Source organism: Aquipuribacter nitratireducens, from assembly GCF_037860835.1.
In the GTDB taxonomy this organism is placed as follows: domain Bacteria; phylum Actinomycetota; class Actinomycetes; order Actinomycetales; family JBBAYJ01; genus Aquipuribacter; species Aquipuribacter nitratireducens.
Genome location: NZ_JBBEOG010000002.1, coordinates 528930 through 541539, shown reverse-complemented (window position 1 = coordinate 541539; position 12610 = coordinate 528930). Strand labels below are relative to the sequence as shown.

The following is a 12610-nucleotide window of genomic DNA, read 5'->3' as shown; positions in this document are numbered from 1 at the left end:
TCACGGGTCGAGCAGCGCGGCCTGCCGTTCGACGTCCGCGGGCAGCCGGCGCCTGGCACGCAGCGCGGCCGGGAGACGGGGCAGCGTCGCCGCCACGCCGCGCCGGCGCGGCCCGCCCGCGCGCCACGCCCGCACCGCCCGTCGCACGACCACCCGCCACGGCCGGCGCATCACGGCGGTGAGGACGTCGTTGCGGGCCTCCTCCGCGAGCGCCGCCGGGCGGGGAGCGCGACTGGACGACGGGTGGTGGTGGGCGACGACGTCGTCGACGTACGCGCACGCCCAGCCGGCCGCGGCGAGGTCGAGGGCGACCCGCTCCTCCTCGCCCCGGAAGAAGACGACGGGGTCGAAGCCGCCGACGGAGAGGAACGCCTCCCGCCGTACCACCGCCCCGCACGCGAGGAAGCCGAGGACCGCGGGACCGGGCAGCACGTCGCCGGCGCGCGTACGGCCCAGCGGGGAGGCGGCCATGACCGCGTTCACGGGGTCGGGTCGCTCCTCGGGTCCGACGAGGACCCGGGCGGCGAGCAGCCCGAGCCGCGGGTGCGCGGCGAAGTGCTCGGCGGCCCGGGCGAGGGCACCGGGCGCCCACCACGAGTCGTCGTCGGCGAAGGCGACGAGCTCGGTGCCGGCCGCCCGCGCACCGACCGTCCGCGCGGTCGCCCCCCGGTTCTCGCCGAGCGCGAGCACCCTGACGCCCTCGCGGCCCGCGAGCGCCTCCACCGTGCCGTCGCGGGAGCCGTTGTCCACGACCACGACGGGACCCTCGTGGTGCGGCAGGGACCCCTCGAGGCCGGGCAGCCTGTCGCGCGTCATGACGACGACCGTCCACGGCGGCGGGCCGTCCCCGCTCGACCGCGTCGCCGTCGCCGGTCCGTAGCTCCGGTGCGTCACACGAGACCCCTACCCAGGGTCACCGGACCCGACACGTGGGCCGCCCGGGCGGGGGGCCCCGGGCGAGAAGCGCTACTCAGAGAAGCGACTCGGCACGTTTGGTCGACCGCTGCCGGGGCAGGAGCACCCGGAGAGACGGGCGTGACGTGCGCCCGGGAGGAGGAGCACGGGTGCGGGTTCTCGGTGTCAACGCGGTCTTCCACGACCCGGCCGCCGCCCTCGTCGTCGACGGCGAGATCGTCGCCGCCGCCGAGGAGGAGCGCTTCAACCGGCGCAAGCACGGCAAGGAGAACGTCGCGTTCTCCGGCTGGGAGATGCCGTCGGCCGCCGCCCGGTGGTGCCTCGAGCGGGCCGGGCTCACCCCCTCCGACGTCGACGCCGTCGCCTTCTCCTTCGACCCGGCCCTGTGCGAGCCGGCGGTGCAGCTCGGGCTCGACGACCCGTGGGACCACCTGCGGCAGGAGTACGCCCGGCGCGCGCCGTACCTGCTCGCGACCGCGCTGCCGGGTCTCGACCCCGACCGGGCGCACATGGTCGCCCACCACGTCGCCCACGCCGCCTCGGCGGCCCTGGCCGGGCCGTACCGGACGAGCGCGTGCCTCGTGCTCGACGGGCGCGGCGAGCGGGCGAGCCACCTGTCGGCGCACTACGTCGACGGGGAGCTGACGCCCCTGGCGGCCCAGCGCCTGCCGTCGTCGCTCGGGCTGCTGTACGAGGACCTCACCGCGCACCTCGGCTTCCACCGCTCCAGCGACGAGTACAAGGTGATGGCGCTGGCCTCGTACGGCCGGCCCGCGCACCTCGACGCCTTCCGCGAGCTGGTGCGCACCACCCCGGACGGCGGGTTCGTCGTCGAGCCCGTCGACTGGTCGTCGTTCGCGCCCGCCCGGTCACGCCGGGAGTCCCAGGAGGGGCGGCAGGTGAGCCGGGCGCACGCCGACCTCGCCGCGACCGTCCAGCGCCGGCTCGAGGAGGTGCTCCTCGACCTCGCCCGCTGGCTCCACGAGCGCACGGGCGAGCGCCACCTCACGATGGCGGGCGGCACCGCGCTCAACTGCGTCGCCAACGCCGTCGTGCTGCGGGACGGTCCGTTCGAGGACCTGTGGGTGCAGCCGGCCGCCGGCGACGCCGGGACGGCGCTCGGCGCCGCGCTCCACGTCGCCCGAGCGCACGGCGAGCTCGGCGCCCCCATGACGAGCGCCGCACTGGGGCGCTCGTTCTCCGACGACGACGTCGAGGCCGCGCTCACCACGGCCCGCCTCCCGTTCGAGCGACCGGCGTCGCTGGCCGCCACCGTGGGCGCCGAGCTCGCCGCCGACCGCGTCGTCGCGTGGTTCCAGGGACGCGCCGAGTACGGGCCGAGGGCCCTCGGGCAGCGCTCGTTGCTCGCCCACCCCGGGCGGGCGGAGAACCTCGAGCGGCTCAACGACATCAAGGGCCGCGAGCAGTTCCGTCCCGTCGCCCCCCTCGTGCTGCTCGAGCGGGCCGAGGACGTGATGACGGGGCAGGTGCCGAGCCCGTTCATGCTGTTCGTCCACGAGGTCCACGAGCAGTGGCGGGACCTCGTGCCCGCAGTCGTCCACGTCGACGGGACCGCCCGCGCGCAGACCGTCGACCGTCGCACGCAGCCGCTGCTGGCGGCCGTCCTCGAGGAGTTCGAGGCGCGCACCGGGCTGCCGGTGCTCGTCAACACGAGCCTCAACACCGCCGGGCGGCCGATCGTCGACAGCCCGCACGACGTCCTCGAGCTGTTCGGCTCCTCCCCGGTCGACGTGCTCGTCGTCGGGCCGTTCGTCGTGCGCCGCTGGGACGTGGCGCCCGCGGAGGTGACGGTTCCCGACGTGGCGCCCGCGGAGGTGGCGACGGCGGCGCTCGAGGGCGTCGCGTGAGCGCCGCACCGGCGGGCGCGCCGACGTGGGCCGTTGTCGTGCCCACGGTCGGGCGCCCGAGCCTGGACGTGCTCCTGCACTCCCTCGCGGCCCAGCCCGAGCGTCCCGCGGCCGTCGTCGTCGTCGACGACCGGGACCCTGCCGGCGACCCGGCCCCGCTCGACGTCTCCGCCGTGCCCGGTGCACGTGTCCTCGTCGGGGGCGGACGCGGGCCGGCGCACGCGCGCAACGTCGGGTGGCGGGCCGTCGCCCCGGCGGAGGCGGAGTGGGTCGTGCTCGTCGACGACGACGTCGTGCTGCCCGACGGGTGGTCGACGGCGCTGGTCACCGACCTCACCGGGCTGCCGGACGACGTCGCCGGCAGCCAGGCGCTCCTCGCGGTCCCCCCGCCCCCGGACCGCGCCCCCACCGACGAGGAACGCGCGACGCTCGGCCTCGTCGGGGCCGACTGGATCACCGCCGAGATGGCGTACCGGCGCGACGCCCTCGTCGAGGTCGGCGGCATGGACGAGCGGTTCCCGCGGGCCTTCCGGGAGGACGCCGACCTCGCCCTGCGGGTGCAGCAGCGAGGGTGGCGGCTCGTCCACGGGCGGCGCCTCGGCGTCCACCCGCTGCGCCCCGGCCGGTTCGCGAGCAGCCTCACCCGGCAGCGCGGCGCCGCCGACGACGCCCTCATGCGGAGCCTGCACGGGCCGCGGTGGCGGGAGCGCGCGCGGTGCCCGCGCGGCCGGCTCCCGGCCCACGTCGCGGTCGTCGTCGCCGCCGCCACGACGCTCGTCGGGTCGCTCACCCGGCGCCGGACCGCCGCCCGGTCGGGCGCCCTCGCGTGGCTGGCGCTGTTCCTCGAGCTGCTGTGGCGGCGCGCGTCGCGCGGGCCCCGCACCCCCGCCGAGCTCGCCGACATGACGCTGACGACCGCGGCGCTGCCGTTCCTCGCCACGTGGCACCGGGCGGCCGGGATGCTGCGCCACCGCGGCGCGCGCCCGTGGTGCAGCCCGACGACCTCCGGCCTCCGTGCGGTGCTCTTCGACCGGGACGGGACGCTCGTCCACGACGTGCCGTACAACGGCGACCCCGCCCGGGTGAGGCCGGTCGCGGGAGCAGCCGCGGTCGTCGGCCGGGCCCGCGCGGCCGGGCTCGCCGTCGGGGTCGTGACGAACCAGTCGGGCATCGCCCGCGGGCTGCTGACGCGGGAGCAGGTCGACGCCGTCGACGCCCGGGTCGACGCCCTCGTCGGCCCGTTCGACACGTGGCAGGTGTGCCCCCACGGCCCCCGCGACGGCTGCGCGTGCCGCAAGCCCGCCCCCGGCATGGTGAAGGCGGCGGCGGAGGCGCTCGGCGTCCCCGTCGAGAGCGTCGCCGTGGTCGGCGACATCGGCGCGGACGTCGCCGCCGCCGAGGCCGCGGGAGCGGTCGGCGTGCTGGTCCCGACCTCGGAAACCCGCGCCGACGAGGTCCGGGACGCGCGGCACACCGCCCCCGACCTCGCGGCGGCGCTCGACCTGCTGCTGGCGGGTGTCCGGTGAGCGCGCCCCGCACGCTCGTCGTGCGCCTCGACAGCGACGGTGACGTGCTGCTCGCCGGTCCTGCCGTGCGCGCCGTCGCCGCCGGCAGCGCCCGGACGTCGCTGCTCGTGTCCCCGCAGGGCGAGCAGGCGGCCCGCCTCCTGCCGGGCGTCGACGACGTCCTCGTCTGGTCGTGCCCGTGGAGCGGGTTCGCCCCGCCGCCGGTCGACGCGACCTCGGTCGCCGACGTCGTCGAGCGCGTCCGGACGCTCCGCGTCGACGTCGCCGTCGTCCTCACGTCGTTCCACCAGAGCGCGCTGCCGACCGCGCTGCTGCTCCGGCTCGCCGGGGTGCCGTGGGTCGTGGGGCACAGCACCGACTACCCCGGCTCCCTCCTCGACGTCCGCCACCCACCCGGCGGCCCGCACGAGGTCGAGCGGGGGCTGTCCCTCGCCGCGGCCGCGGGCCTCCCCCTCCCGGCCGACGACGACCGCCGCCTCCGGGTCCGGGGCGTGCCCGAGCGCCACGGCGATGTCGGGGTCCCCGACGGCTACGTCGTCCTCCACCCGTGCGCGTCGGTCCCGGCCCGCTCGCCGTCGCCCGGGGTCGCGGGCCGCGTCGCCGCGGCGCTCGTCGCCGCGGGACGGGACGTCGTCGTCACCGGCGGGCCCGCCGACACCGCGACCGGCGCCGTCGTCACCGCCGCCGCCCGTGCGGCCGGGCACGCGCCGGCGGTCGACGGGTCAGGCGGCCGCTGCGTCGACCTGACGGGTCGGACGCGCTTCGACGAGCTGGCGGTCGTCCTCCGGGACGCGGCGTGCGTCGTCGCGCCCAACACCGGCCCGGCCCACCTCGCCGCAGCCGTCGGCACACCCGTCGTGTCCCTGTTCGCACCCGTCGTCGACCCCGCCGCCTGGCACCCGTGGGGGGTGCCGGTCCGCCTCCTCGGCGACGTCACGGCGCCGTGCGCGGCGTCCCGCGCGCGCACCTGCCCCGTACCGGGGCACCCGTGCCTCGACGGGCTCGACCCGGCCGACGTCGTGCGCGCCGTCGACGCGCTCGCCCCCCTCGGCGACCGCGACGTCCTCCTGGAGGACGTGGTGCCGGCGTGAAGGTCCTCCTGTGGCACGTCCACGGCTCGTGGACGACGTCGTTCGTCCACGGCCGGCACGACTACCTCGTCCCCGTGGTCCCCGACCGCGGTCCCGACGGGCGCGGCCGCGCGCAGACGTGGGACTGGCCGTCGAGCACCGTCGAGGTGACCCCGCAGCAGCTCGCAGCGGCTGCGCGAGCGGGCGGCGGGCACCCCCACCGCCCCGACGTCGTCGTCCTCCAGCGCCCGCACGACGCCGCGCTCCTCGAGGCGTGGACCGGGCTCCGGGCGGGGGTCGACGTGCCCGCCGTCCACGTCGAGCACAACACGCCCCGAGGTGACGTCGACGACTGGCGGCACCCGCTGGCCGACCAGGACCGGGTGCGGGTCGTCCACGTCACCCACTTCAACGCCGCGGTGTGGGACACCGGGCGCGCGCCGACCGACGTCGTCGAGCACGCGGTCCCCGATCCCGGTCCGCTGTGGCACGGCAGCGAGCCCCGCCTGTCCGCCGTGGTCAACGAGCCCGTCCGCCGCACGCGCGTCGCGGGGACGGACCTGCTCGCCAGGGTCGCGGTCAGCGTCCCGGTCGACGTGTACGGCATGGGCGTCGAGGCGCTGCCCGACGCGTTCCCCGCGCTGTCGACGGGGCTGCACGAGGACCTGCCGCAGGCGGCGATGCACGCGCGGGTCGCCGCCCACCGGGCGTACCTCCACGCGTACCGCTGGACGAGCCTCGGCCTCGCGCTCGTCGAGGCGATGACCCTCGGCAGCCCGGTCCTCGTCCTCGCCACCACGGCGGCCGGGGAGTCCGTCCCGCCGGAGGCGGGTCTCGTGACGAGCGACGTCGACGCCCTCGCCCGGGCGGCCCGCGTCCTCGCCCACGACCACGAGGAGGCGGCGTGGCGCGGCAAGGCCGCGCGGGCGCACGCCCTCGACAGGTTCGGCATGGAGCGGTTCCACCGGGAGTGGGACCGGGTGCTGGAAGGAGCCGCATGAGACACACCCACGACCTCGACGGCCGCCGCGGCGGTCCGCCCGCGACCCGTCCGCTACGGGTCGACCTCGTGAGCGAGCACGCGAGCCCGCTCGCGGTGCTCGGCGGGACCGACGCGGGTGGCCAGAACGTCCACGTCGCCGCTCTCGCCCGGGCGCTCGCCGCCCGCGGTCACCGTGTCGTCGTCCACACCCGGCGCGACGACCCGAGGGCGCCGGAGACGGTGCCCTTCGCCGACGGCGTCGACGTCGTCCACTCCTTCGCCGGGCCGCCCCGGCCGCTGCCGAAGGACGACCTGCTCCCCCACATGCGCCGCTTCGGGGACGAGCTCGCGCGTCGCTGGCGCGACGACGGCGTCCCGGACGTCGTGCACGCCCACTTCTGGATGTCCGCCGTCGCCGTGCGCCACGCCGTACGCCGCCTCCGCGAGGAGCACCTCGCGGCGCCCGTCACCGTCGTGACGTTCCACGCACTCGGCGCCGTGAAGCGCCGGTTCCAGGGCGGCGCGGACACGAGCCCGCCGGACCGCCTCGACGTCGAGCGGGAGCTGCTCCACGACCTCGACGGCGTCGTCGCGACGTGCCGCGACGAGGTCCGGGAGCTCCTGGGGTCGGGGGCGGAGGCCGAGCGGCTCCACGTCGTGCCGTGCGGCGTCGACGTCGCCCGCTTCGCACCGGACGGTCCCGCCGACGGTCCGTGGCGACCCGGTACCGCCCGGCTGCTGAGCCTCGGCCGGCTCGTGGAGCGCAAGGGCGTCGACACCGTCGTCGCCGCGCTCGCGCGCCTGCCGCACGCCGAGCTCGTCGTGGCCGGGGGGCCGGACGCCTCGGGGCTGTCCGACGACCCCGACGTGCGGCGCCTGCGCGCCACCGCCGCGGCGCACGGGGTGGCCGAGCGGGTGCACGTCGTGGGCCGCGTCGACCAGGGCGGCGCGGCACGGCTGCTGCGGGCCGCGGACGTCCTCGTCACGGTCCCCTGGTACGAGCCGTTCGGGATCGTGCCGCTCGAGGCCATGGCGTGCGGCACCCCGGTGGTCGCCTCCGCGGTCGGGGGCATGCTCGACACGGTCGTCGACGTCGAGGACGACCCGGTCGACGGCACCGGTGCCCTGGTCCCGCCCCGCGACCCGCACGCCCTCGCCGAGCGCATCGGCCGGCTGCTCGAGGACCCCGCGCTCCTGCGTCGGGCGGGCGCCGCGGGGGTCGACCGGGCCCGGCGGGCGTTCACGTGGGAGTCGGTGGCCGAGCGGACCGAGCAGGTGTACGCGGGCCTCGTCGGTGGCGCACCCGGGAGGGGCCCCGCCGAGGAGGCCGAGGACGTCCTCGTCCTCCCCTCGGGCCCGATCGGACCCCCTGCGACGGCGACGACCCCTGCGACGACCCCTACGACGACTTCTACGGCGGCGCCCGCGGCGAAGGCCGGCTTCGGGACGGTGCGCGAGCACGTCGCCGACCTCTCGCTGGCCGTCGACAGCCTCGTCGCGCAGGAGGCGGAGATCGAGCGGTGGGGCCGCCGCCTCGCGGCGTGCCTCGACGGGGGTCGTCTGCTCGTCGCCGGGAACGGCGGCAGCGCCGCCGAGGCCCAGCACCTCACGGCCGAGCTCGTCGGGCGCTTCGAGGGGGAGCGGCGGCCCCTGTCGGCCATCCCGCTCCACGGTGACACCTCGACCGTCACCGCCGTCGGCAACGACTACGGCGGCGACGAGGTGTTCGCCCGGCAGGTCGAGGCGCACGGGCGGCCGGGGGACGTCGTCCTCCTGCTGTCGACGAGCGGCCGCAGCCCCAACGTGCTCCGGGCCGCCGCTCGCGCCCGCGAGCGGGGACTCGAGGTGTGGGCCATGACGGGAGCGCTGCCCAACCCCCTCGCGGCGATCGCCGACCGCACCCTCGCCGTGGGTGGCCGGTCGACGTCGGCGGTGCAGGAGGGCCACCTCGTGGCCGTCCACGCGGTGTGCGCAGCCGTCGAGCGGCACCTCGCGAGCGCCGAGCGCTCGCGGGTCGTCGACCTGCGCCCGTCCGCGGAGGTCGCCGGGTGACCCGGCCGGTGCGCCTCGTCGTCGTCGGCGACACGCTGCTCGACCGCGACGTCACGGGCCGGGTCGAGCGGACGTGCCCCGACGCGCCCGACGCGCCGGTGCTCGACGTCGAGACCGTCCACGACCGACCCGGCGGGGCAGGGCTCGCCGCCCTGCTCTGCGCGGCGCCGGGCGTCGAGGTGACGCTCGCGACGGGACTGGGGGACGACGCGGCGGGAGCGCGGGTCGCCGCGGCGCTGCGGGGGCGGGTCCGGCTCCGCCCCGTGCTCCGGACGGCGACGACCGTCGGCAAGACGCGCGTCCGGCACGCCGGCACGTCCCTCGTCCGGCTCGACGACGCCGGTCACCTGCTGGGTCCCGCGTCCCCCGGCTCCACGGACTCCTCGGACTCCGACGGCTCCGACGGCTCCGCCGGGTCCGTCCGCCCGATCGGTGGTGTCGAGGAGGCGACCCTGCGGACGGTGCTGCGGGGTGCCGACGCGGTCCTCGTCGCCGACTACGGCGGCGCCGTCACCCGCCACCCGGCCGTCCGCGCCGCCGTCGAGGCCGCCGGGCGCACCGTCCCGGTCGTGTGGGACCCGCACCCGCGCGGCCTCCCGCCCGTCCCTACCGTCGCGGTCGCGACCCCGAACCGCGCGGAGGCCGAGCGGACCACGGACCTGCCCGCCGGCACCCCCGCGGACGACCTCGCCCGCGCCCTGCTGCGTCGGTGGCGGGTGGCGGGGGTGACGGTGACGGACGGCGCCGCAGGGGCCACGACGGCGCTCACCGGTCGGAACGGGACCGTCCACTGCCCCGCACCGGCCGTCGACAGCTCGGCCCCGCTCGACCCGTGCGGAGCGGGCGACCGCTTCGCCGGAGGGGTCGCCGCCGCCCTCGCGGGCGGCGCCGACACCGTCGGAGCCGTGTCGGCCGCGGCAGCCGCGACGTCACGGTGGCTGGCGGCGGGTGGTGTCACCACGCTCCCCCTCGGCCCGGCCGGACAGGACCCCCTCCCGGGCTCGCTGCCCCCGGCCCCGCGGCCCCGGGTCGTCGCGACGGGAGGCTGCTTCGACGTCCTCCACGCCGGTCACCTCGCCCTCCTCCAGGCGGCGGCCGGGATGGGCGACCGCCTCGTCGTCCTCGTCAACTCCGACGACAGCGTCCGCCGCCTCAAGGGACCGGGTCGCCCCGTCCAGGCGCAGGAGGACCGGGTGCGGCTGCTCGCGGCGCTGCGCTGCGTCGACGAGGTCGTCGTGTTCGACGAGGACACCCCCACCGAGGTGCTGGCCCGGCTCCGGCCCGACGTGTGGGTGAAGGGCGGCGACTACGACCCCGACGCCCTGCCCGAGACCCCGACCGTGCGCGAGCGGGGCGGCCGCGTCGCGGTCGTGCCCGTCGTCAGCGGCCGCTCCACCACCTCGATCCTCGCGCGCGGCGCCGCGTCCGCGCGCCCCACCCACCCCGGGGACGGCCTGGGAGAAGGAGAAGCATCGTGACCATCGACCCCACCACCCCGCCGACCGGCACCGTGCTCGTCACCGGCGGTGCGAGCGGGCTCGGCGCCGCCGTCGCCGCGGCCGTCGAGAAGGCGGGCCGGCGCCCTGTGGTCCTCGACCGCCAGCCGCCGCCGGACCGCTCCCTCGCCTGGCACGAAGTCGACCTCGCCGACCCCGAGGCCGCCGTCGCCGCCGTCGACGCGGTCGCCGCCGAGGCCGGGGAGGCGGGCGTCACCGGCGTCGTCACGGCGGCCGGGACCGACGCGTGCGGCCGGCTCGAGGACCTCGACGTCGCGACGTGGGCGCGCGTCGTCGCCGTCAACCTCGTCGGGACGGCAGCCGTCGCGAAGGCCGCGGTGCCGCACCTGCGCCGCACCCGCGGGCGACTCGTCACGGTCGCCTCGACCCTCGGCCTCAAGGGCGTCTCGGACGCGACGGCGTACTGCGCGTCGAAGTTCGGTGTCGTCGGCTTCAGCCGCGCCCTCGCCACCGAGCTCGCCGGCGAGGTGGGCGTCACGATGCTCGTGCCCGGCGGCATGCGGACCGCGTTCTTCGACGGCCGGACCGAGCAGTACCGGCCGGGGCCCGACGCGGACCTCCTCGACCCGGCCGAGGTCGCCGACGCCGTCGTGTACGCGCTGTCCCGGCCGGCGGGGGTCGAGCTCCGCGAGCTCGTCCTCGTGTCCTCGGGGGAGCCGTCCTGGCCGTGAGGCTCCTCGACAGCGGGCCCGGCGGCGGGGGTCGGGTCGCGCCCGCCACGCGGTGGCGGGCCGACGACTGGGACCGTCGCCCGCCGGGGACCCCGCTGCTCGTGCTCCGGGCGCTCGGCCTCGGTGACGCCCTCACCGCCGTCCCGGCCCTGCGCGGCCTGCGGCGACGCTTCCCCGGTCGTCCTCTCGTCCTCGCGGCCCCCGCGCCGCTCGGACGGTGGCTGCAGGGGCTCGGGGTCGTCGACGACGTCGTCGACACCCGGTGGGTGCGAGCGGTCGGTGACGTGCCCCCGGGTCTCCGCCTCGGCGAGCACGACGCCGTGTGCCTGCACGGCAGGGGTCCGCGCAGCCACGCCGCGCTGCTCGCGGCCGGGCCGCGCCTGCTCCTGGGGTACGCGACGACGACCGCCGACGGCACGCGGCTCGCGGGGCCCGCATGGGACCCCGACGAGCACGAGGTCGCCCGCTGGTGCCGGCTCGTCGCGGCGGTGGGGGCCGACGCGGACGCCGGGGACCTCCGCCTGCCCGTCCGCCCCGGGACGGGCGGCCTCGGGGACCGTCCCGTCGTCCTCCACCCGGGCGCGGCCAGCCCCGCCCGCTGCTGGCCCGTGCGGCGCTGGGCGCTGCTGGCCCGTGCGCTCGTCGCCGCGGGTCACCGGGTCGTCGTCACGGGCTCCGCGGGCGAGCGCCCGCTCGCGAACGCCGTCGTCGCGGCGGCCGACCTGCCCGCCGCTGCCCTGCTCGCCGGGCGCACCGACCTCGACGGGCTCGCCGGGCTGGTCGGCGCTGCCGCGGTCGTCGTCTGCGGCGACACGGGAGTCGCCCATCTCGCCACGGCGCTCGGCACACGGTCCGTCGTCCTCTTCGGGCCGGTGCCGCCGTCCCGGTGGGGTCCCGCCGTCGACGTCGACCGCCACACCGTCCTCTGGCGCGGCGAGGGGCTCGAGGGGCGCGGTGACCCGCACGGCACCAGCGCCGACCCCGACCTGCTGAGCATCACGCTCGACGAGGTCCTCGACGCGGCCACGGCCCAGCTCGCCGCGGCCGACGCCGTCAGGCGCTGAGGCTCTCGGTCCGACGGAACCACGCGACGGTGTCGGCGAGACCCTCGAGCCACGGCACCCGGGGCTCCCACCCGAGCGCCTCGCGGGCGAGCGTGGTGTCGGGTCTGCGGACGAGCGGGTCGTCGACGGGACGGTCGACGTGCTGGACGCGGGAGGCGGACCCGGTGACGGCGAGGACGTCCTCGGCGATCTGCAGGACCGTCCGCTCGTCCGGGTTGCCGATGTTCACCGGGCCCGGCAGGTCGCTGTCCGCGAGCGCGAGGACCCCGGCGACGGTGTCGTCGATGTAGCACAGCGACCGGGTCTGCCGGCCGTCACCGGCGACCGTGAGCGGCTCGCCCGCGAGGGCCTGCCGCACGAACGTCGGCACCGCGCGGCCGTCGCGGGCGCGCATCCGCGGGCCGTACGTGTTGAAGAGCCGGACGATGCCCGTGTCGAGACCCTCGGCACGCCGGTACGCCATCGTCATGGCCTCCGCGTACCGCTTGGCCTCGTCGTAGACACCGCGCGGACCCACGGGGTTGACGTGGCCCCAGTAGTCCTCGGGCTGCGGGTGCACCTGCGGGTCGCCGTACACCTCGCTGGTGGAGGCGAGGACGAACCGTGCGCCCTTGTCCTTCGCGAGCCCGAGGGCGTGCCACGTGCCGATGCTGCCGACCTTGAGCGTCTGCAGCGGCAGTGCGAGGTAGTCCACCGGTGAGGCGGGCGAGGCGAAGTGGAGCACGAGGTCGACCGGCCCGGGGACGTGGACGAACTCCGTGACGTCGCAGCGCTGCATGCGGAAGCCGTCGTGCTCCAGCAGGTGGGCGACGTTGTCGGCGCTGCCGGTCAGCAGGTTGTCGAGGCACACGACCTCCGTGCCGCGGCGCAGGAGCTCCTCGCAGATGTGGCTGCCGAGGAACCCTGCCCCGCCGGTGACGACGGCTCGTCGAGTGCGCACGAGCG

The 12610-nt window shown here is 77.7% G+C and carries 10 protein-coding genes; 8 read left to right on the top strand and 2 right to left on the bottom strand.

Features of this window, described 5'->3' with window-relative positions; all coding sequences use genetic code 11:
* On the bottom strand, positions 1-894 hold the full coding sequence (locus WAB14_RS05915; protein WP_340268317.1) for a glycosyltransferase family 2 protein: 894 nt from the start codon (positions 892-894) through the stop codon (positions 1-3).
* Positions 895-1064: 170 nt separating this feature from the next.
* On the opposite strand from WAB14_RS05915, the gene WAB14_RS05910 reads away from it, so the two are divergent.
* From WAB14_RS05910 to WAB14_RS05875, 8 genes are read left to right on the top strand one after another with little or no spacing between them, the layout of a single operon-like run.
* The gene (locus WAB14_RS05910) at positions 1065-2783 is read left to right on the top strand and encodes a carbamoyltransferase family protein (protein WP_340268315.1); all 1719 of its coding nucleotides are present in this window, start codon (positions 1065-1067) and stop codon (positions 2781-2783) included.
* Positions 2780-4309 carry an HAD-IIIA family hydrolase gene (locus tag WAB14_RS05905; protein WP_340268313.1) on the top strand — a complete coding sequence of 510 codons (1530 nt, stop codon included), beginning with the start codon at positions 2780-2782 and terminating at the stop codon, positions 4307-4309. Before WAB14_RS05910 ends, WAB14_RS05905 begins: the two co-directional genes overlap by 4 nt.
* Positions 4306-5400 (top strand): glycosyltransferase family 9 protein, encoded by a 1095-nt coding sequence (locus WAB14_RS05900; RefSeq protein ID WP_340268311.1) that lies wholly within the window; start codon positions 4306-4308, stop codon positions 5398-5400. The genes WAB14_RS05905 and WAB14_RS05900 overlap by 4 nt, the downstream gene beginning before the upstream one ends.
* On the top strand, positions 5397-6380 hold the full coding sequence (locus WAB14_RS05895; RefSeq protein ID WP_340268309.1) for a glycosyltransferase: 984 nt from the start codon (positions 5397-5399) through the stop codon (positions 6378-6380). The genes WAB14_RS05900 and WAB14_RS05895 overlap by 4 nt, the downstream gene beginning before the upstream one ends.
* On the top strand, positions 6377-8413 hold the full coding sequence (locus WAB14_RS05890) for a glycosyltransferase (protein WP_340268307.1): 2037 nt from the start codon (positions 6377-6379) through the stop codon (positions 8411-8413). The genes WAB14_RS05895 and WAB14_RS05890 overlap by 4 nt, the downstream gene beginning before the upstream one ends.
* Positions 8410-9891, top strand: coding sequence for a PfkB family carbohydrate kinase (locus tag WAB14_RS05885; protein ID WP_340268305.1), 1482 nt, complete (start codon positions 8410-8412; stop codon positions 9889-9891). The genes WAB14_RS05890 and WAB14_RS05885 overlap by 4 nt, the downstream gene beginning before the upstream one ends.
* Positions 9888-10601, top strand: a complete 714-nt coding sequence (locus WAB14_RS05880) for an SDR family oxidoreductase (RefSeq protein ID WP_340268303.1) — start codon at positions 9888-9890, stop codon at positions 10599-10601. Before WAB14_RS05885 ends, WAB14_RS05880 begins: the two co-directional genes overlap by 4 nt.
* Positions 10598-11665, top strand: coding sequence for a glycosyltransferase family 9 protein (locus tag WAB14_RS05875; RefSeq protein WP_340268301.1), 1068 nt, complete (start codon positions 10598-10600; stop codon positions 11663-11665). Before WAB14_RS05880 ends, WAB14_RS05875 begins: the two co-directional genes overlap by 4 nt.
* On the opposite strand, the gene WAB14_RS05870 is transcribed toward WAB14_RS05875, so the two are convergent.
* Positions 11655-12605, bottom strand: coding sequence for a UDP-glucuronic acid decarboxylase family protein (locus WAB14_RS05870; RefSeq protein WP_340268299.1), 951 nt, complete (start codon positions 12603-12605; stop codon positions 11655-11657). The genes WAB14_RS05875 and WAB14_RS05870 overlap by 11 nt on opposite strands.
* Positions 12606-12610: the final 5 nt, after the last annotated feature.

What these genes read in the sequence shown, in the direction of transcription:
- WAB14_RS05890 (WP_340268307.1), top strand. Translation starts at nt 6,377, where the DNA reads ATGAGACACACCCACGACCTCGACGGCCGCCGCGGCGGTCCGCCCGCG.